Consider the following 17,289-nt stretch of genomic DNA (forward strand, 5'->3'; position numbering starts at 1 on the left):
GCTGGTATCCCCGGTGGGTTGAGATTGAAAAAGAACCGTCTCCCGAGCGGGAGCCGTACTGGGTAACGGTAGTACGGAAACAGTAAAGCAGACTGTTAGCTGTGGAAACGTGCTTTTTCAGACGGCCTGTTTGGCCAAACCGTCTGAAAAAGCCCGCTTGGGGCTTAAGTATTATTGAGAAGTTAGGCTTTTGTTGCGCAACAGGTCAGTAATACGATCACCGAAATCTGCGGGCACTTCCACCTTGGCAGCTTTGATACCGACCAAGGCATAACGCTCGCAGACGGCAGGATTAAACCGCTGTATAAACCGGTCTGCCTCCAGCTCGGCCAGTAAACAGTTTTGCCAATGATCCAGCAACGGAACATCGGAAAGCTCTTGCAGGCATTGCCACACAGCCTTGTCCATGTCGGCGGACAGGTCATCCAACAAAACCCAACCGCTTTTTGCTTCGCGGTTGAATTCTGTCAACTCCGTCGCATACAGAAACATATGCGTAACAGCGCCGTAGTTGTGTGTTTGATACCGGGTTACATGCTTGGTCAGACCGCTCAGAATTTCGGCAGTGGTAAACATCGGCCAGCTCCGTTGGTCTTCAGGTTGCCTGAATCCCAATCTATCCGCTGAGTAGTCCCGACTCACCTGAAGTTGCGCCTGAAATGCCAACATATCAGCATCGCGGCCGTGCAGCGATGCGAACATCAGCCGGCTCTCCATAATGAAGAAGGCATCAGCCATCAGGTTATTGCGCGAAGTCAGGTATAACATGCCCTACCCTCCTTATTGCAAACGCCAAACATGGGCGTGTGGCTGGAACCTGTATCCTGCTTCCATCATAAGGTTTCGGGCTGTTACCAAGGCGTCTCTGTCCGAAAGCATGTATTCGCCAAGGCAGATTTCTTGCTGGCCATTACCTATCATGGCTTTAACCTGCTGGACCGTTTGGGCAAACTGGGGAATCTCTATCCCGTCTTCGGGATAGGTATCGAATGACGAAACGGCAATGTCAGGGTAGTCTTTTTCTTCCAAACCGGAACCGCATTCATGGGCAAACTGCTCCAAAGCTGCCCAATCCAAAGCCGCATCAATATAGGACGTGGCTCCGCCGGCCCATTCGTAGGCTTTTACCTTGATCTGCTCCAGGATGAAATTGCCTTGGTAGTCGCCGGGCGCGAACTGCATCAAAACGGGGTTCTTTATTTCAAAGATCCCGATTGATGTTGCGAGTTTGGCCACGTTGAACGGGCCACGCCGGCCTTGGATGGTCTGTACGGTTAACATACCGGGAAGCGTGATAGACATAGTGGTATCTCCTATTTTAAAGACAGGGATACCGGCCATGGAGCAGGTATCCCCATGGTGGGAAGGCCGTCTGAAATCAGCAGACTGACAGATAAGATTAAACTGCGTCATGTTCGATTTGAGCAAGATAGCTTTCATCTGCAATGCGGAAACCTAGCAATGTCATCAGACGGTTGTCGTTGATGATGGCATTGGTTGCCAGCACCAAGGCTTTACGGACATTTTTTCTACCGTGCACATCAGTAGTGCTGCGGCAGTATGTCCGTATAGCTTTGGTTTTGCGGATACGGTTAATCCTGCCTTTTGGACAGACGAGCAGCAAATGATTGCGGCCGACGTGGGCAACAATGGATTTGTGGTGGTTGTAACGGTGGGTAAGGATATCACCCAAATGTATGGAATCGATGCCGAGATTGGCATGTAAGACAGCACTGTGTTGGTGCAATAAGGCATTGAGATGGTGAAACATGGTGTACTCCTTGATATAAAAAAAAGGGGTACACCTTGCCCGATCGGGGAGTGTACCCCGATGGGTTGAAAAGGAAGCTGAAAAGCTGAATACCGTAATAATACGATAGGAGAAGCCCGATCCGACTTACTTTCGGGCAAGCCGGAGAGCGGGCAAAAGAGACTGTACAAGCAGTCATTCCGTAACACCGCCACACCCGGGTGTGGCAGCTCATCATCTAACAGATCGGGTCTGTTTTACAGTACGGAAGGCTTATCCCTTGTAGGACGCCGCACAGTAAAAGCCATGGCCACCGATCCTTCGATTGGTCAAAGAAAATAATTCCCTAGTCCTCTCGATATGGGAAGAAAGGATTTAGGGAGCGTAGGGTTTGGTAAACAAGAGTCGCACAAACGGTATTGTTGATAAATTACAGCGACAGTTATCTAGGCAGTTAAAGATGCCAGCTTATCAAACATCGGCAAGCCGATGCGTGAAACAGGTTTGCCCTGATAATCGATTCGACAAGCATCAGGGCAAACCTGCTTATTAAGCAGGTTTGGTTTGACCGTACTTTAGACGGCCATGATATATAGGTTATCCACTAAAGTTGTGGATAACTGAAAATAAAATAGTATTAGTCCCAATTGTTAAAGAACATTTTTTCCATGCCTGTTTTTTAGGCAACTTCGTTTGCGGATACCTGCTTTACCGTAGTGAAACAGGCATCGACAAAAAAAGTGAGTGGTAAGCCAGGTCTTAAAAGGCAGACCTTACCTGTACTGCAAAAAAATAAAACTTACTCTAGAGTAGACCACCTGTCGGCGGTTGATGGTAGTTGTCCCAAACACACTATATTAAAGTCGGCTTGGGACAACTACCTCCGATGTGAGCGTGGTAGTATCCCCAAAAAGGAAATAAGAAGAGAAAACCTTAAAGGTTTTCTCTTCATAAAGACGGTAAAGACCGTCCGGTATTTAAAAATCCGATTATTTTGTCATGCTGTGCCAAATGAATTTGAGCACAAACAGTATAAATAGGATTTTAAATGGGCCACTCAACCATGATGCGCATATTATTGTCCTTGATGGGCCTGCACCTAAGCGCTTTGTTGCATAGGTTGCGGGCGGTGCTGTTGTGAGTTCTGGTAACCTTCTTGCGGTTGCGGAGCATAATGCTGTTGCTGTGCAGGAGGGTTATTTTGAACCTGGGGCTGCGAATGCGGAGTCTGTGTTACAGGCTGCTGCGGCTGTGGGTTCTGGTAACCTTCTTGCGGTTGAGGAGCATAATGCTGTTGCTGTGCAGGAGGGTTATTTTGAACCTGGGGCTGCGAATGCGGAGTCTGTGTTACAGGCTGCTGCGGCTGTGGGTTCTGGTAACTTTCTTGCGGTTGCGGAGCATAATGCTGTTGCTGTGCAGGAGGATTATTTTGAACCTGGGGCTGCGAATGCGGAACCTGAGCTTCAGGCTGCTGGTCTTCGTTAGTTTGAAGAGTAAAAAACCGTTGTTTATTTACATTTATCCAGCTAAGCTTAAACAGCCTTCCCCGAATACAGGACACATGTTCACCTTTTTTGTTCGTAAAACCATCAGGTACTCCATCACCTATGGTAAATCCACAGGTTACAGTTACCTTGGGTCCCGCTTGGGGATCAAGAAGTTGGGGATAGGCTTGAAACAGCATATTAAGAGCTTCTCGTGCCTGTCCGAAGACGTTAGTCTCAAATATAGTAGAGACTCTTTGCCGTCTTGACCATACCAAGCGTTAATAGAACAAGTCAGGTAAGGTTTGCCTTTATCAGGTGTCACCCAACGAGGGCGGTTAAGATAACCTATGCCGGTAGTTACCAAATCAACATAATTGTTTTGGGCAGGATTTTGGTTTTGAGTTTGATTAGTCATGATGTATCTCCAAATAAAATGGGGATACATCTACCCCTGCGGGGAAGTGTATCCCCAAGGGGTTTAATAAGAAGTCGGCTTTATCACCGATAGAAAAGAAAAGGGTAGCTATCTCTAAAAGACCCGTATGCGAGCTACAGTTACGGCTTTTGCTTTTTGATGAAGCAACAAACATCTAGTACGGTTTCATTGTGCAAACAACCATTGAAATTGTCAAGCAATTTTTCTTCTTAAAATATTTCCCCAATCATTAATCGCTTTTTAATCATGCTAAGATTTATTCTGTCATCCAATATTGTATAGAAACAAAATATGAAAGAACCCATGAAGGTAATCGCCTACACCGGCCAATACAACAATGAGACTGTGACAGCATTGCAGGCGCAGATGCTCGGCCTTGATGTAGTTTACAGTTGTCATAAACCCGGGGAACGTCTTGAAATGTACAAGACCCGTCGAAAGCAAACGCATTATTTTGCCTACAAAAGTACAACCACACATGAAGGTAAAACTGCTCCCGAAACGCTGACGCACACCTTGTGCAAACAGATAATTGCTGAACTCGCCAACCAAAACATTCAAACCAAGTTGAGATTTTTTAAGGGGCTGTCCTAGATAACTAGAACAAATCCTGCTTTACTAATTGTTTTAAAATAGAAATTTGAAATTTTATCTCACTGTTGTTAAAACGCCATTCACACTCTTTCAAATACAGTTCAAAATGCTCTTTGGGAATGCCGTTAAACTTGCGTAAATGGCGTTTTGCTTGGTTCCAAAAGTTCTCAATTCCGTTAATGTGATTTTGTCGCTCAGCAAAATGTGTGCTGTGATTGATCCGAAAATGTGAAAATTCGCTCACATCAAGAACGTCATAACTTTTGTAACAATCGGTATAAACAATGCTGTCAGGCTTCACTTGCTCGCGGATAATTGGCAATAAAGTCGCAGTTTGTGTATTGGGTACGGCAACGGTGTAAACCTTACCATTACGCTTCAAAAGCCCGAATACAGCCACTTTGCCAGCCGCACCGCGACCACGTTTGCCTTTGCGTTGTCCGCCAAAATAGCTTTCATCAACTTCTACTTCACCATCAAGCATTTCCAGATGCGGGCTGTTGTGATAGATAAGTAAGCGCAAACGGTGGAAGTAATAGGCAGCGGTATTTTTATTGACGCTAACTAATTGCGCCGCTGTGCGAGCGGTAACACCTGCAACAAATAGTTCAATCAGTTTGTTTTGCTTGTACTGACTTAAACGACTTTTTCTCATAGGGATTATTCTAACCTGAAGTTAAATTTCCCTAGTTATCTAGTACAGCCCCTTTTTTAATATATACGGCCCATATTTAGGCAGAGCTGACGAAGAAATTGTTTTTAATGGGGGTAATGTAGAACAGCGCATCAATGTCAATGGACATACTTATATAATAGATGCACTCTGTAGTTTTAGTCAGCCTTCTGCAAAAACTTCCCTATTCTCGCTGGAACAGCAATGGGGTGGTCAAATTGCTTTTGAAATTTACCATACATCTAAACTAACGGCAGACTCACCCAAATGTCGAGACTTAGAGGCGGCGGGTATTCCCGTCCTTCAGATTGCAACAGGAGATCCCAAAAGTGCCCTTTATCTTGATGAAGCAGCCATTGCCCAAATGAATGAGCGTGATGCGGATTACGCGATAACTGTCCATCTCAATAAACTTCGGAATATCTTTCGTAAATCGATTGGGGGTGTGGTATACAACAACCCTAAATCAGCTGTCTTTGCCGAGGCAGAAAAATTGTCTGCCAAATTGGATGCGGCGCAACGGGAGGTTGAAACTTGGCGGGAAACAGAAATGCCCAAAGTTGAACAATTGCTCAAGCTGGGTAAGGAACTGATAATAGAAAAACAAGACCACGCTAAAATCGGGGAAGCATACAATGAATTAACTCTCAAAATGTCGAACGTATACGACGAAAACAACCGTTTGAAAGACCAGATTGAAAAAATAACAAATGAAAATACCCAGCTCCGTGCGGAAATTGAAAAAAGTTGGCTGTCCAAGCTTATCCGGTTATTCGGTAAATAACCGGAGTTATGCAACCTATCCCACTAGCGTACCCATTCTGTCGGGTTTCAGACAACTATTTCTCTGGTATTTTGTTTGGCAGTAATTGATTGTCCTGTGCATATTGCAGAGTAAATTCACGCTTGGAAAGAATCGACTCAATGGTTTTGTCATCTAACCCGGCATTTTTTAAATCCCTCTTCAGCTCTTCGAGGCTACGCTTGAAGGACTCTCTTGCTGCCTGGACTGAATCAACAATAAATTGGGCATTAAAGTCATCCTTTAATTCATAAAATTGAATATTTGATGCGCAAGCGTGAAACCACTCGAACCTTGCAGCAACTTCTTGCAAGGCCAGTGTTCCATGAGCCTGGCGAATGCCTTCTTTACTTAGATAAACTGTACCTTGAATATTGTCGAAACCATGCCTGTTCAATATACGCCATATATCGGTGTAAGCATTATTCCAACTTGGGTTATGGTAGTGTTGCTTTAAGCAATTTGTATCCATATCAAATACAATAAGGGTTCTGTCCATTTTTAGGCTTTCTGTTTCGGTTGGGCAAAAATATCGAATTGGTCTTTGTCGCTAGATTTGTGATTTGCTTTATAACTGCGCCTTACCTTGCTGACGGTAGAGGGGCTGCAATTTAGTGCTGACGCAATACCGGAAATACTGACGCCTTGCATGGTTAGCTGAATAATGCTGTTGTGTAGCGTTTTATTGGGCATTCTGCCTTTCATTTTTATTTTAGAACCTAAATCCGAACAACATTTCCTCCGGCTTGTCTTTCAGATTAATAATGATATTGCCGTCCAAATCGAAGCGGTAGTTTATTCCCCGACTTCGGTCACCATCTCCAATCTGTATCTCGTCTTCATTGAAAGTGGTGATATATTGAAAGCTGCTTTGTTCGCTTCGCTCGTGAATGTAGTTCAATAGGTTGACTTTCTTTCTGATTTCGATACCGTGGAATACACCGTCATGTATCAGAAAATCGGGTAGCGGGATATTCCCCCGTACGGCATTCAGAAATACAGTCAGATCATAAATGACCGTTTTCAGCTTGGTCTGTCCCAATGCTTCGATATGAGGAAAACCGATTTCTATTCTTACCGGCATTTTTCTGTTTTTCAACTGCCCCTGAGCAGAAATGTCCAAATAAACACCCTTTGCTTCATAGAGAATGTCTTCAAATGCGGCGGCAACGATTTCGTTAAACAGACTCCGGATGGTTTCAACGGATTCCGAACACTCAGACAGGGCAACCTGCATCTGCATATGATGCATGCTTTCATCGTGATGCATCCTACCGAGTTCGGCATGTATTTTTTCAATACTGTCCAGCCTCTGACGGATTTCGGCAATTTTTGTACTTTCCAACGCATATCTGCCCCATGCTTCAGTCAATGACATATCCATATTATCATCAATCGTTTTCATTAACCCCGCACGCTGTGCATCCTTCTCTTGAATTTCTGCCAAAAGTTTTTTATGCTCCGAGGACAATTCGGTCATACGGCTGCCGTAAAATTTCAGCCGTTCTTGGGTAATGGATGCTCGAAAATCCAGTACTTCTTCCAAACTTTTTCTGATAATCCGGCCCAAATCCAGAGCCACCGATTCGTATTGTTTCCGGACATCATCCACATCAATCTCGTTTCGGGAAGATTCCGTGAATTTCTTTAATTTTTCAAGCTGATTGCCGGTTTGGCGCTCTTTCTTTCTCAAGTTGGCCAACTGTTCGTCCAACTCGGCAATTCTTTCGGAGACTCTTTTGAAGGAATCGCTGAGTTTGAATTCGCTTAATGACTGTCGAATGAGTTCCAACTCTTTTCTTTTGACCGCCATTTCCGAACGCAATTGGGAGACAGACTTACCGGATGTATCCGTCAGGTATTTTTGCAGAACATTGGCTTCCCGAGTCAGCTCCTCCGTTATTGTCCATGTTTCCAGCAGACTGTTCAGATGTGTTGAAGGTAGTCCGAGTAAATAAAGGTTCAACAATATCAACAGACTCTTTTTGGCCCCTCCATGCTGGAGATAGATAACGGGATCATCGCGTTTCACACTTGTCAAATCATCTTTGACAAAGAAATTCATTAAGTTTCGGTGACTTCCTTCCGGATATTTTCTCTCGGCGGTCTGTGGAAAGAATTTTCCGGAAAAAAGTTTTTTGGCTTCCTCGATCTCATAAGGATATTCGGCCTGACCATTTTCCTGGATGTACACTTTCTTCGTCTCTCCGAAACTGCGGCGGATTTGCAGGAATTCATCCCCGTTATCAAGAAGCAGGCAGACCTGATGCTCCTGCTCTCTCAGAAACGCATATTTTTTGCTGTTGAAAATTTTTGCAGCATCCGAAGACAACAGTAAGTAATCGATCAGACGTACAATACTGGATTTGCCGATACCGTTTGTTCCGTGGGATTGTCCATATTTGGCAGAACCGATGATAAGGTTCAAACCTGGCTTGAAGTTTATATCTTGCAACAACAAGCCGGTCGGTGACCAAAGTTTTTTCAGCATAATAGGGTTTTCCGTGTCTAGTCGAAGATGTCGGTTTGGACCGGCTGTCGACAAATCGAGATATGATACTGTTCGTGTTCCACCGCACCTACCGCATACAGAAACCCCAAAGACGAATAAAAATTGACGATTGTCCGGCGGCGATCCTGTTTGAGAAATAACGCAAGCAGATCATCAATCATAACCGGGGATTTTTTTGACAGAATTTTCAATAATCCTGCGCCCATTGCCACAACAGACAGGCTCAAATCACTTTCAGGATGCAATAGCGCCATTCTAATTACCTCTCGGCTTTGTACCGATATGGCATTGTGAAAAAACATACCATACCAATGCGGCTATATAAGCCGAAAGCATATCGTCCTTCAGTTTGCCGTTATAACGCTCTTCGTAATTCGAGATCAACTGTTTCATTTTCTGAAACTCGCTGAGTGGTAGCGATGCCAATTTGCCATAGTCATTGAAAATCCGGTTTTTAACGGTATTGATGTCGCGGTCTGCATAGGCATTCAATGCTTCTTCTATTTCAGCCTGAAACGCATAAGTGGCCTTTATTGAATCCTCAAATTCTTTATATTCGGATTCTGTACTGTTGGACCGGATTTTGCGCAAAATTTCAGGAGCTTGTTCCTGATAGTCTATTTGGTCTTTTTCGTAATCCTGACTGCACAAATCATCAAGCAACTTTTCTACAAAGTCCCTGCCGAGATATTCATCACCAATGTTTAATTCGCGACACAGTTTGCACTTCTGAGAATATATCCTGGGTCGCCCGTCTGCTCCCGTTTCAATCATGTATAAAATATGACCAAGCCCGCATATTTTATGCTGTTTTCCCCAGTTGACAACCAGCTGGATATGCTCGGGAGCTGGTTCAAGATTGGTATAGAAATGCCAATCCGGATACAGCTGCTGCCAGTTTGATTGGTAAGAGCCAAAATCATCGTGTAGCTTCTTGGTCATTTTTCCAGCTTGACCGGCTTTCTCCGGCGCATAACAGGCAACACAAATCCCTGTCTGTATCAGACAGTCGGCACCTTGGTCTTTGACCCGACGGACTTCCTGAATTTTGTCGCTTCCGTAATGGGTGCGCAGGAGGGATATGATAAATTTCTGAAAATCGAAACCAGCAAGATTCGATATTTGGGTTCGGATGAGGTTTTTTAGCGGGCTATCCATTTATACAACCTCCCCGGATAACGGCATTTTTTCAAGATTGGCCTCAAGTAGCCGATGTATGTCTTTCAGCAGTCGGAGCAGTCCGGATTCCAAAACGGGATATTGGCGTATCAGATTTTCAATATCTTTCAATTCCTGAATCGCAGAAACTTCACTCAACTGATCGTACGGATCAATTTGTAGGAAAACGCACAAATCGACAACCCTACGGCTAATGACCTTACACTTCCCCGATCTTACCCGTTGGATGAAATCCTTATTCAGCGGTGCTTTTATGTTGTTGGCGATATCATCTTGATACTTTCGGTTATAAGTATCAACACAGTCGCGCAAAGTCAGCCGTTGTGCTTTGAGCACGCGATCAATTTCCGAAGCAATTTGGAGATATGAACGGTAATTCTTCATTGTATTTAAAAAATAATAAATTTAATGAATTATATCATTTTTTTGATAAAAATACATAAGATAAAAAGGCTGTCTGAATAAAATCAGACAGCCCCCTATTTATTAACTCCATAAATATGGAGGATTTCGGTATTCGGATTGGCTTTTCAGAGCCATCCCTTCCCGAAATATTCTCAAATCAACAATTTATTTTGCGGCAAGCTTGGTTTTTTTACCCTGCCTTTCCAAAAGTTTGACTGCTTTTTTGTCGAAAGAACAAAATATTTCACCTCCCAGCCAGTTACCTTCATAAGCAATCACACCGTCTGCAAAATCGCCGCTGGCTTCCAGTACGGACAATCCGGCTTCGACTGCAGGCCGGTTCATGGCCACCTTTTCCGTATTGAGCAAATCACGTACAGTTTGGGCTGCTTCCTCCCTACTCAGCTTGGCACCACGCCGCAATATCCAAACCAATTCGCATAAACTCGGCAAGGAAACCGCCACCAAATCTGCGGAACGCAAGAGTTCAGAGGCAACAGCAGCCTGCTTCGGATCATCCTGCAAAACTGCACGCAGCAGAATGTTGGTATCGGCGGTAATCTTCATTCCTGCCCCGCCCAGCCGGAGGCAGCTATTTCATTGATCTCCTCCAAAGTGAGCGGCTTTTCGGCTTTGCCGGCATGACGCCCGATAAAGTTCTCTATCGAGCCTTCCGCTTGGGCAGCGCGCATTCTGATTTCGCCGTTAGGCAGCTTGTCGAACTCCACCTTCTGTCCCGGGGCAAGCCCTAGGTGTTGCAACAAATCACGCTTCAGCGTTACCTGTCCCTTGGCAGTAATAGATAAAGTCCCCATTTCTTATCTCCTATTTTATAGATGACCATAGATAATACAATTTAAATGTAATGCGTTTTTTCATTACCGTCAAATTTTTCTGGAGCGTACGAATATATCGAACTGGTTTTTATCGCCCGATTTGTGATTGTCTCTATGTTTACGCCTTACCTTGCTCACAGTGGACTCACTGCAATTCAACGCTGATGCAATTCCGGCAATACTGACACCCTGCATGGTCAACTGAATGATGTGCTTATGTAGTTGTTTATCGGCCGGACGGCCTTTCATTTTTCCTTCCCTTTTGGCACGTTCGATACCCTGTTTGGCACGTTCGCGTCGGGTTTTCCAATCCTCATGCGCAATGCTTAAAGCCATGCGCAAAAACATTTTCTGCAATGCCTCCATCAATGGTTCGGAAAGATATTTGGGCAAGGAATCGCCCTGCCCCATTAATTCATCGATATTGCCGAAGGAAAATACATCGGGAACATGCAATTTGGCCCCCTTTTCCGTAATGCGCGCAATCAGCTGTTCCGCTTCGCGGGGCGGAAGACGGGTAATACGATCCAGTCTTTCGGCAATGACCCAGTCTCCCTCTTGGAGGTCGCTGATTAACCGGTTTAATTCCGGCCTGCTGGCATTGACACCGCTGGCCTTCTCTTCATAGACGCCGGCTATGTAAAAGCCACTTTCCTTAGCCTGTTCGATAATTTCGCGCTGGCGCTCCAAATTCTGTTGTAGAGTGCTGACTCTAAGATAGATACGGGCAACTTTTGGCGCACTCATGTATTTTAACTCCTATAATTAAGCTAGTGGATTTTAAGTCCATTGCAATTTATTTTACAGATACCCTTTTGTATTTGCAAATAACCATAGTCAAAATACAGGATTAAATAATATTTTTATCGTACGATATAAATTAAACTCTTCAAATCATTCGCACTCAAAAACTTGACACGGTAAGGAAATTTCCTTACCATGGCAAAACGGCTGAAGCAATGAGCTGAGCCATATTTTTAAATTACAAAGAAATCCCGAGCCATTTCGCAAATTGGAAAATGCATACAATAGGACATTTATGTCGCAAGCTATGTAAAAGTAATCGTAACTATGAAGGCAGGGTACCACGAATGAATATGAAGATTCTCTTGAATGCTGTGTCAACACTAACCAGCAAAAACCAAACAACCATCCCTGAACCGGTGCGTAAAGCATTAGGCTTGGGCAAGCAGGATAAAATCCGATTTTCGGTTTTGGAGGGCGGGCAAGTGCTTCTCGAAAAGAACATCTCCGAACAAGATGAGTTCGAAAGTGATCCGGTAGTCGGCCACTTCTTACACTTCTTGGAAACTTCCATGTTGGAAACCCCCGGTTCCATTAAGCCTGCTTCCAAATCCCGCTATGCTCGCTATCGCCAATTGGTCGGAGATGCACAATAGCAAAGGATTTGTATGCCTGATGATTTTCAGATAAATGGCTATACCGTTTATGAGCATGAATGCTTCAGCTCCCAAATGGAAAATTTAGCCGATGAAGTAGAAGCTTGGAAGCAATCCGGTAAAACCGGCCAGTGTCCTAATGCTAACTTATTAAAACGGATACTGGAAGAAATTGAAAATATTGCTCGCAATCCCGACAGCTCGGAATACAGGTTGGGAAATACTCTTGGCCAAAAGCATAAACATTGGCGACGGGCAAAATTCATGGGCAGGTACAGGCTCTTTTTCCGATACGATTCAAGCAGCAAAATCATTATTCTTGCTTGGGTCAACGATTCGGAAACAAAGAGGACATACGGTAGTAAAAAAGACGCCTATGCTGTCTTTAAGAAAATGTTGGAGAGTGGAAATCCTCCTACAGATTGGTCGACTTTACTGAAGGCCACTATTGATAAATAAAACCAGGCCGTCTGGATTTTTCAGACGGCCTGGTTTTATGTAAAGGGACCGTAAAGCCCTCCTGCCTATCGCCGTTAAAATGCTGTTAATTGCAATGCCTTGTCTAAAGGTGGCATTTTTCTGCCGGGGTTTTCGCTTAAATAGCAGTACAAATCTATCGGTGCCGTATGGAAATCGATGATTTGCTCCCTTTCGGAAATAACCCCGTCAATCTCATAAAAATCATCAAGAGGTTTTCCGCCTAATTTGTCTTCAACCTTGTCGAACTGCAATTGCGAATTCAGCTCCATCACCGAACTTATCCTGCGGTCTTCCGGCCAGCTACTCGGCCTCCTCAACGGGTATTTTTTATTTTCGATTGACCATGAATCGAGAAGCATGAAATTATCGCTAAACAGCGGGTAATCATCATCCAAAAGACGGTAGCGGGTAATATGTTTGAAAACGAAGCCAATGTCCGGCTCCCCCCTTTCCAGCGGATAAACGACCCATTCGCATATCTTGGTAAAGTTTGATAGTGACTTTTCTGACTCAATAACAAAACCGATGAGATTTCTACCATGAAAGCCATGCCGTAAGCATCCTATGCTGTAGCGCTCATTTGGATAGGGTTTGATTGTTTTCAGCTCTTTATCGGTTAACTGCAAACCTAGCTCAGGTATTTCAAAAGATTTCAGAAAGCAATCCCGATCCGGATCATCAGCAAAATATTTTGGTATGAAATGGTAGTACATATATTTCCTTCTGTGCTTTTATCAATTTTTCTATTTACCTAGCCATTCACGCATTCGGCCGGTATCGATATGCGTAAAACCACGGTATGTCCCTACCCCGCCCCCACGAAAATGTTTGGCCATCTCTGCCACCCTCCACGGTTCTATGCCGCACACGACGATGTCGGCGGCTTTGCCGTGAATGTGCATGGAATTCAGTGCCGCCCCTTCTATGCGGCTGTTTCGGCGCGGAGTACGATAGCCGCTATTGATGGTAAGCAGCGGATTGGACTTGCCGGCCATACGCGCCCACTCTTGGATGGCGTATATCAGATTAAACAGTTGCACGTCCATTTGGGCGACAGCGTTGTTGTCTTTGGCATCGCGAAAGAAATAACAGGCATGGCGGTAGCCGTCACGCAAATAACGGCCGTTTCCATAAAATTCGATTCGGGCACGCTCCTTGGTATCGGCCCGAACACAGTCTATGTAGCGGTCTTTCAACCAAAACGGATGTGCTGCCGCCGTGCCGACGGCCTCGGCCTCGTCAGAAAACAGAATTCCGGCGGAGCCGACTGCCGTATAGGCCACGGCGGCGGCCGCACTTTTCAAAAAGATACGACGGTCCATGATGATTCCCGAAGTTATGGTCGTGGTGCAACCAAGTTATTGGGGCGGTGGCAGCCGTATCCCGGCGAGCAATTTAAAGAGGTAAAAACATACGGCTGTTTTGAGTTTTTAGGGTAATCAGGGTTGTGTCGGATATAACCGATTTCCATCATAGTCTTGTAGGACAAGCCAGATTCATGTACACCGGGTGCGAGTCCGTTACGCCCGCCACCGGCACCGCCTACACGGGTATTCTTGTCTGGCAAAGCCTCGGCGCGGCGTTCAGATTTCGGCGTTAACGCACGATTCACCGACTTCAAGCCGTCCTCTACTTTACCGGCCGCATGATTGAGCGGGTTATCGGCCCAGTTGATGCTGCCATCAGAGTTTGTCGAACATGCTGTTAGAGCCAATACTGCAACCAAGGATACATATAGCGCTTTCATTTTTTACTCCTTCTTTTTTCAATTGTGTTTTTTACTAACTTGAATAGCCTTTCCCAAGGGTTCACATTTGATAACAAACGGTTTCGTCGGTATATCCATTACCCCATGGATGGTAATACCCTTGTATAAGCGTATTCTGTCTTCTAACTCAGTCATAAAAGGATTGGGATGTGAAAATGTGAAACGCCGCTTTCGCATTATCGACCACACCACCCATACATAAAGACTGACTATGAATGAAAAATGAAAAGAGGCGTTGATGATAAGTCTCAATACTGTGGCTGAGTTCTCCATCAGTTTTGCGATGAACTGCGGCCACGCCTCGGGACTGTGTGCTGCCGCCCATAAAATGATCAAGCAAACAAACGGTGTGATGAGAATGGCGTACCAAAATGCTTTGAGAAACCATGCCAGTATAGATTTCACCAAAAGCAGCCACGCCCGGAAAGACTTTAAAGTAGCAGTTTTCAGGGGTTCGATTTCACTATGATTAATGGTGCAGACCTGTTGACCGCCAACGTACACATCCCAATCAGTGTTATCTGGACTCAAAACAGCATGATAAAAAATCATGTCTTTGATAAACCGTATAATTTTTTGGTACATTAACTTATCCTTTCGCTACTGGCACCACTCAAAATACTTACAGTCCGGGAAATTCGAGCAGCCAAGATATTTCTTCTCAGGTTGGTCTTTGATATGTTTTTATCGCAACAAACCGATTCCGCAATCCGGACATAAATCGCCTTCTTTAACCGTCGCCGCCTTTGCTGAATGATGGTTTTGGCCGTGTGGCTGCGACAGCTTTCGCTTCCTCTACCATGCTGGTAATCATTTTGCCTTGAAAGGCAAGAAAATCCTCCATGGTCAGACGGCCTTCTTCAATCGCGGCCAAAGCCAATTCCCATTTAGCCGTTGTTACCGGATCCGCAATTTCGTGCGGAATTTTAGAAATCAGGTTGCGACCTTTTTCGGTAGAGAAAATTTTACCTTTCTGTTTTTCCATATAGCCCATCTCGAAGAGTCGGTCTATGATGGCGGCCCGGGTAGCCTCCGTACCCAGTCCCTGTGTACTGCGTAGGACTTTTTTGATTTGTTCGTCATCGACCTCTTTCAAATAGTCACTGAGTTTCTCCATTTCATCCAACAGGGTGGCTTCGGTAAAGCGTGGCGGCGGTGCAGTCTTTTTGTTTTCGGTTTTGCAACCGGAAACAGCCAATACGTTGCCCACAGATACTGCCGGTAGTAAAACGGCATCTTCTTCTGCGCTTTCGTCATCGGCTTTGCCCAATAAGGTACGCCAACCCTGCACCCTCGGCTGCTGGCCGGTTGCTTTGAAGATTTGGCTGCAACTTTCCACCATGATAACCGTCGCATCGTATTCATAGTCCGGATAGAACTGGGCGATGTAGCGGCTGCGGATCATCAGATAGATTTCACGCTCGTTTTTATCCAATACCGACATGTCGAACGTAGCTGTCAGGGTCGGAATAATGGCATGGTGGGAGTGTTTATTGACCTGAGCGTCATTCCAAACCCGTGACGGACGATTGGGATCGGCTTTAGCCAACACCGGTGCAAGGCTGCCGTCGATAGCGGCCAGGGCTGCAAACACACCGAGCACTTCCTGCTGTTGAGATTTGGGAAGATACCGGCATGGTGTACGCGGATACGATGTGATTTTGTATTCTTCGTATAGCTTTTGAGCGATTTGAAGCACCTTGGAAGACGATAAGCCAAAGCGTTTACTGGCCTCTTTCTGTAATGCCGACAAACTGTATGGCAGCGGTGCAGGGGTGTTTTTACGCTCGGTTTTGGCTACGGAAACGATACCTGTCGCAGTTTCCAACTGTTTGGCTAACGCTACAACAAAAGCCTTGTCAACACAGAGGCCGTCTTTGTTTTGTAGGGATTCCGGTATCTGCCAGTATGCGGTAAAGGCTTCCTGTGAGGCCGTCTGAAAATCGACACTCAAACCGTAATACGGATAAGGCTGGAATGTATCGATGATACGGTCACGACGGACGACCAGATTCAGCGTTGGTGTTTGAATGCGGCCGATGGAGAGAGTATGCTCTTTGCCGAAACCGGAAGCATAAGCAACGGTATAAGCGCGGCTTAGATTCATACCGACCAACCAGTCGGCCCGGTTGCGTGCCAAGCCTGCCTGATACAGCGTCTCAGTCTGTTTGCCCGGCCTGATGGCCGCCAAGGCTTTTTTGACCGAAGCTGTATCCAAACTGCTGATCCAGAAACGGGAGACTTTTTTGCGGTAACCGCAGTATTCCAAAATCTCCCGTGCAATCACTTCTCCTTCGCGGTCGGCATCCGTAGCGATGACTACCTCGTCGGTTTTGGCCAACAGCCCTTTAATAGCCTTGAACTGCTTGGCCGTCTTAGACGACACTTCCATTTTCCATTGCTGAGGCAGTATAGGCAGAGATTCGATATTGCCGAAATCCGCATAAGCCTCGCCGTAGGCATCGGGCATGGCCTGAGTCAGAATATGCCCGAATGCCCATGTGACAGCAGTATCGCCTTTTTGGTAATAGCCGTCGTAACGGCCATCCAAAACGCCGAGTACCTTGCCAATTGCTTTGACTTGCAAAGGCTTCTCGCAAAGGAAGAGCTTCATTCCCAGCCAGCCTTTTAAAGGACTGGAATGGTAGCTGTTAGTGAGCCTGTCATCGCAGGCACGACAAACATAATTACTGCATAAATGCCTAACAAGATAAAAAATGCTTTGTATTGTTGGGCGAACAAAGCGAAACAAACGATTGCACCGGCAATACCTATTAACAGCTTACCGCCCGTCCCTTGTAGTACATTCATCCAGAAATCAAATGTTTCTTGGAACATATCATCAGTACCCGCGCGTGCCTGCAAAGCGACAAATGCGGATAAGAGCAAATACATCAAGTAGTCTTTTTGTTTCATCAATTTATTTGAAACAACAGTTGATGATGTAGTTTTTAATATTTCCATGGT

26 protein-coding genes are annotated in these 17,289 nt (G+C 45.2%); 4 read left to right on the forward strand and 22 right to left on the reverse strand.

Annotation, left to right across the window (positions count from 1 at the left end; translation table 11 throughout):
• Positions 1-171 precede the first annotated feature (171 nt).
• The 5 genes from H7A79_RS04085 to H7A79_RS04105 all read right to left on the reverse strand — a co-directional run bounded on the left by H7A79_RS04085 (position 172) and on the right by H7A79_RS04105 (position 3,682).
• A complete protein-coding gene (locus tag H7A79_RS04085) occupies positions 172-768 on the reverse strand; it encodes a hypothetical protein (protein ID WP_187001142.1) in 597 nt (198 codons plus the stop codon).
• Between the two features lie 12 nt (positions 769-780).
• Positions 781-1,302: a DUF3275 family protein gene (locus H7A79_RS04090; protein WP_187001143.1), complete on the reverse strand. Its 522-nt coding sequence runs from the start codon at positions 1,300-1,302 to the stop codon at positions 781-783.
• A gap of 97 nt (positions 1,303-1,399) precedes the next feature.
• Entirely contained in the window at positions 1,400-1,771 is a 372-nt protein-coding gene (locus H7A79_RS04095) for a hypothetical protein (RefSeq protein WP_187001144.1), read from the reverse strand.
• A gap of 1,078 nt (positions 1,772-2,849) precedes the next feature.
• Complete coding sequence (locus tag H7A79_RS04100; RefSeq protein WP_187001760.1) at positions 2,850-3,434, reverse strand: hypothetical protein; 585 nt, start codon at positions 3,432-3,434, stop codon at positions 2,850-2,852.
• Positions 3,380-3,682, reverse strand: coding sequence for a DUF3577 domain-containing protein (locus H7A79_RS04105; protein ID WP_187001145.1), 303 nt, complete (start codon positions 3,680-3,682; stop codon positions 3,380-3,382). Before H7A79_RS04105 ends, H7A79_RS04100 begins: the two co-directional genes overlap by 55 nt.
• A 282-nt stretch (positions 3,683-3,964) precedes the next feature.
• On the opposite strand from H7A79_RS04105, the gene H7A79_RS04110 reads away from it, so the two are divergent.
• Positions 3,965-4,267, forward strand: coding sequence for a hypothetical protein (locus H7A79_RS04110; RefSeq protein ID WP_187001146.1), 303 nt, complete (start codon positions 3,965-3,967; stop codon positions 4,265-4,267).
• A 4-nt stretch (positions 4,268-4,271) separates the two neighbouring features.
• On the opposite strand, the gene H7A79_RS04115 is transcribed toward H7A79_RS04110, so the two are convergent.
• Positions 4,272-4,922 (reverse strand): IS1595 family transposase, encoded by a 651-nt coding sequence (locus H7A79_RS04115; protein WP_186999880.1) that lies wholly within the window; start codon positions 4,920-4,922, stop codon positions 4,272-4,274.
• Between the two features lie 382 nt (positions 4,923-5,304).
• On the opposite strand from H7A79_RS04115, the gene H7A79_RS04120 reads away from it, so the two are divergent.
• Positions 5,305-5,724, forward strand: coding sequence for a hypothetical protein (locus tag H7A79_RS04120; RefSeq protein WP_187001147.1), 420 nt, complete (start codon positions 5,305-5,307; stop codon positions 5,722-5,724).
• Positions 5,725-5,779: 55 nt separating this feature from the next.
• On the opposite strand, the gene H7A79_RS04125 is transcribed toward H7A79_RS04120, so the two are convergent.
• The 9 genes from H7A79_RS04125 to H7A79_RS04165 form a co-directional block, all read right to left on the reverse strand.
• The gene (locus H7A79_RS04125) at positions 5,780-6,241 is read right to left on the reverse strand and encodes a virulence factor (RefSeq protein WP_187001148.1); all 462 of its coding nucleotides are present in this window, start codon (positions 6,239-6,241) and stop codon (positions 5,780-5,782) included.
• A gap of 2 nt (positions 6,242-6,243) precedes the next feature.
• The gene (locus H7A79_RS04130; protein WP_187001149.1) at positions 6,244-6,447 is read right to left on the reverse strand and encodes a helix-turn-helix domain-containing protein; all 204 of its coding nucleotides are present in this window, start codon (positions 6,445-6,447) and stop codon (positions 6,244-6,246) included.
• 7 nt (positions 6,448-6,454) lie between these two features.
• The gene (locus H7A79_RS04135) at positions 6,455-8,233 is read right to left on the reverse strand and encodes a DUF2326 domain-containing protein (protein ID WP_187001150.1); all 1,779 of its coding nucleotides are present in this window, start codon (positions 8,231-8,233) and stop codon (positions 6,455-6,457) included.
• 17 nt (positions 8,234-8,250) lie between these two features.
• On the reverse strand, positions 8,251-8,508 hold the full coding sequence (locus H7A79_RS04140) for an ABC-three component system middle component 6 (protein WP_187001151.1): 258 nt from the start codon (positions 8,506-8,508) through the stop codon (positions 8,251-8,253).
• Position 8,509: 1 nt separating this feature from the next.
• Positions 8,510-9,412 carry a hypothetical protein gene (locus H7A79_RS04145; RefSeq protein WP_187001152.1) on the reverse strand — a complete coding sequence of 301 codons (903 nt, stop codon included), beginning with the start codon at positions 9,410-9,412 and terminating at the stop codon, positions 8,510-8,512.
• Complete coding sequence (locus H7A79_RS04150; protein ID WP_187001153.1) at positions 9,413-9,769, reverse strand: hypothetical protein; 357 nt, start codon at positions 9,767-9,769, stop codon at positions 9,413-9,415.
• Positions 9,770-10,003: 234 nt separating this feature from the next.
• Positions 10,004-10,405 carry a type II toxin-antitoxin system VapC family toxin gene (locus H7A79_RS04155; protein ID WP_187001154.1) on the reverse strand — a complete coding sequence of 134 codons (402 nt, stop codon included), beginning with the start codon at positions 10,403-10,405 and terminating at the stop codon, positions 10,004-10,006.
• Positions 10,402-10,653, reverse strand: coding sequence for an AbrB/MazE/SpoVT family DNA-binding domain-containing protein (locus H7A79_RS04160; protein ID WP_135034235.1), 252 nt, complete (start codon positions 10,651-10,653; stop codon positions 10,402-10,404). Before H7A79_RS04160 ends, H7A79_RS04155 begins: the two co-directional genes overlap by 4 nt.
• 69 nt (positions 10,654-10,722) lie before the next feature.
• Positions 10,723-11,421: a recombinase family protein gene (locus H7A79_RS04165; protein ID WP_187001155.1), complete on the reverse strand. Its 699-nt coding sequence runs from the start codon at positions 11,419-11,421 to the stop codon at positions 10,723-10,725.
• A gap of 344 nt (positions 11,422-11,765) precedes the next feature.
• On the opposite strand from H7A79_RS04165, the gene H7A79_RS04170 reads away from it, so the two are divergent.
• Positions 11,766-12,074 (forward strand): type II toxin-antitoxin system PrlF family antitoxin, encoded by a 309-nt coding sequence (locus H7A79_RS04170; RefSeq protein ID WP_246408063.1) that lies wholly within the window; start codon positions 11,766-11,768, stop codon positions 12,072-12,074.
• Between the two features lie 12 nt (positions 12,075-12,086).
• On the forward strand, positions 12,087-12,533 hold the full coding sequence (locus H7A79_RS04175; protein ID WP_187001156.1) for a type II toxin-antitoxin system YhaV family toxin: 447 nt from the start codon (positions 12,087-12,089) through the stop codon (positions 12,531-12,533).
• A 74-nt stretch (positions 12,534-12,607) separates the two neighbouring features.
• Here H7A79_RS04175 and H7A79_RS04180 read toward each other — a convergent pair whose 3' ends face one another.
• Genes H7A79_RS04180 through H7A79_RS04210 form a run of 7 tightly spaced genes read right to left on the reverse strand, consistent with a single transcriptional unit; the run spans position 12,608 to position 17,286 of the window.
• A complete protein-coding gene (locus tag H7A79_RS04180; RefSeq protein ID WP_187001157.1) occupies positions 12,608-13,267 on the reverse strand; it encodes a DUF6012 family protein in 660 nt (219 codons plus the stop codon).
• Between the two features lie 30 nt (positions 13,268-13,297).
• The gene (locus H7A79_RS04185) at positions 13,298-13,876 is read right to left on the reverse strand and encodes a YcbK family protein (protein WP_187001158.1); all 579 of its coding nucleotides are present in this window, start codon (positions 13,874-13,876) and stop codon (positions 13,298-13,300) included.
• 14 nt (positions 13,877-13,890) lie between these two features.
• Positions 13,891-14,301, reverse strand: coding sequence for a hypothetical protein (locus H7A79_RS04190; RefSeq protein ID WP_187001159.1), 411 nt, complete (start codon positions 14,299-14,301; stop codon positions 13,891-13,893).
• 18 nt (positions 14,302-14,319) lie between these two features.
• A complete protein-coding gene (locus H7A79_RS04195; RefSeq protein WP_187001160.1) occupies positions 14,320-14,907 on the reverse strand; it encodes a hypothetical protein in 588 nt (195 codons plus the stop codon).
• 15 nt (positions 14,908-14,922) lie between these two features.
• Complete coding sequence (locus H7A79_RS04200; RefSeq protein ID WP_246408123.1) at positions 14,923-15,000, reverse strand: hypothetical protein; 78 nt, start codon at positions 14,998-15,000, stop codon at positions 14,923-14,925.
• A 52-nt stretch (positions 15,001-15,052) separates the two neighbouring features.
• Positions 15,053-16,936: a DNA topoisomerase 3 gene (locus H7A79_RS04205; protein ID WP_246408125.1), complete on the reverse strand. Its 1,884-nt coding sequence runs from the start codon at positions 16,934-16,936 to the stop codon at positions 15,053-15,055.
• A 14-nt stretch (positions 16,937-16,950) separates the two neighbouring features.
• Positions 16,951-17,286 carry a hypothetical protein gene (locus H7A79_RS04210; RefSeq protein ID WP_187001161.1) on the reverse strand — a complete coding sequence of 112 codons (336 nt, stop codon included), beginning with the start codon at positions 17,284-17,286 and terminating at the stop codon, positions 16,951-16,953.
• Positions 17,287-17,289 lie beyond the last annotated feature (3 nt).

This window comes from Neisseria musculi (assembly GCF_014297595.2).
Lineage (GTDB): Bacteria > Pseudomonadota > Gammaproteobacteria > Burkholderiales > Neisseriaceae > Neisseria > Neisseria musculi.

Coding starts and splice junctions, on each gene's coding strand:
- H7A79_RS04085 (WP_187001142.1), bottom strand. CDS start 768: ATGTTATACCTGACTTCGCGCAATAACCTGATGGCTGATGCCTTCTTC.
- H7A79_RS04090 (WP_187001143.1), bottom strand. CDS start 1,302: ATGTCTATCACGCTTCCCGGTATGTTAACCGTACAGACCATCCAAGGC.
- H7A79_RS04095 (WP_187001144.1), bottom strand. CDS start 1,771: ATGTTTCACCATCTCAATGCCTTATTGCACCAACACAGTGCTGTCTTA.
- H7A79_RS04100 (WP_187001760.1), bottom strand. CDS start 3,434: ATGCTGTTTCAAGCCTATCCCCAACTTCTTGATCCCCAAGCGGGACCC.
- H7A79_RS04105 (WP_187001145.1), bottom strand. CDS start 3,682: ATGTATCCCCATTTTATTTGGAGATACATCATGACTAATCAAACTCAA.
- H7A79_RS04110 (WP_187001146.1), top strand. CDS start 3,965: ATGAAAGAACCCATGAAGGTAATCGCCTACACCGGCCAATACAACAAT.
- H7A79_RS04115 (WP_186999880.1), bottom strand. CDS start 4,922: ATGAGAAAAAGTCGTTTAAGTCAGTACAAGCAAAACAAACTGATTGAA.
- H7A79_RS04120 (WP_187001147.1), top strand. CDS start 5,305: ATGAATGAGCGTGATGCGGATTACGCGATAACTGTCCATCTCAATAAA.
- H7A79_RS04125 (WP_187001148.1), bottom strand. CDS start 6,241: ATGGACAGAACCCTTATTGTATTTGATATGGATACAAATTGCTTAAAG.
- H7A79_RS04130 (WP_187001149.1), bottom strand. CDS start 6,447: ATGAAAGGCAGAATGCCCAATAAAACGCTACACAACAGCATTATTCAG.
- H7A79_RS04135 (WP_187001150.1), bottom strand. CDS start 8,233: ATGCTGAAAAAACTTTGGTCACCGACCGGCTTGTTGTTGCAAGATATA.
- H7A79_RS04140 (WP_187001151.1), bottom strand. CDS start 8,508: ATGGCGCTATTGCATCCTGAAAGTGATTTGAGCCTGTCTGTTGTGGCA.
- H7A79_RS04145 (WP_187001152.1), bottom strand. CDS start 9,412: ATGGATAGCCCGCTAAAAAACCTCATCCGAACCCAAATATCGAATCTT.
- H7A79_RS04155 (WP_187001154.1), bottom strand. CDS start 10,405: ATGAAGATTACCGCCGATACCAACATTCTGCTGCGTGCAGTTTTGCAG.
- H7A79_RS04160 (WP_135034235.1), bottom strand. CDS start 10,653: ATGGGGACTTTATCTATTACTGCCAAGGGACAGGTAACGCTGAAGCGT.
- H7A79_RS04165 (WP_187001155.1), bottom strand. CDS start 11,421: ATGAGTGCGCCAAAAGTTGCCCGTATCTATCTTAGAGTCAGCACTCTA.
- H7A79_RS04170 (WP_246408063.1), top strand. CDS start 11,766: ATGAATATGAAGATTCTCTTGAATGCTGTGTCAACACTAACCAGCAAA.
- H7A79_RS04175 (WP_187001156.1), top strand. CDS start 12,087: ATGCCTGATGATTTTCAGATAAATGGCTATACCGTTTATGAGCATGAA.
- H7A79_RS04180 (WP_187001157.1), bottom strand. CDS start 13,267: ATGTACTACCATTTCATACCAAAATATTTTGCTGATGATCCGGATCGG.
- H7A79_RS04185 (WP_187001158.1), bottom strand. CDS start 13,876: ATGGACCGTCGTATCTTTTTGAAAAGTGCGGCCGCCGCCGTGGCCTAT.
- H7A79_RS04190 (WP_187001159.1), bottom strand. CDS start 14,301: ATGAAAGCGCTATATGTATCCTTGGTTGCAGTATTGGCTCTAACAGCA.
- H7A79_RS04195 (WP_187001160.1), bottom strand. CDS start 14,907: ATGTACCAAAAAATTATACGGTTTATCAAAGACATGATTTTTTATCAT.
- H7A79_RS04205 (WP_246408125.1), bottom strand. CDS start 16,936: ATGAAGCTCTTCCTTTGCGAGAAGCCTTTGCAAGTCAAAGCAATTGGC.
- H7A79_RS04210 (WP_187001161.1), bottom strand. CDS start 17,286: ATGGAAATATTAAAAACTACATCATCAACTGTTGTTTCAAATAAATTG.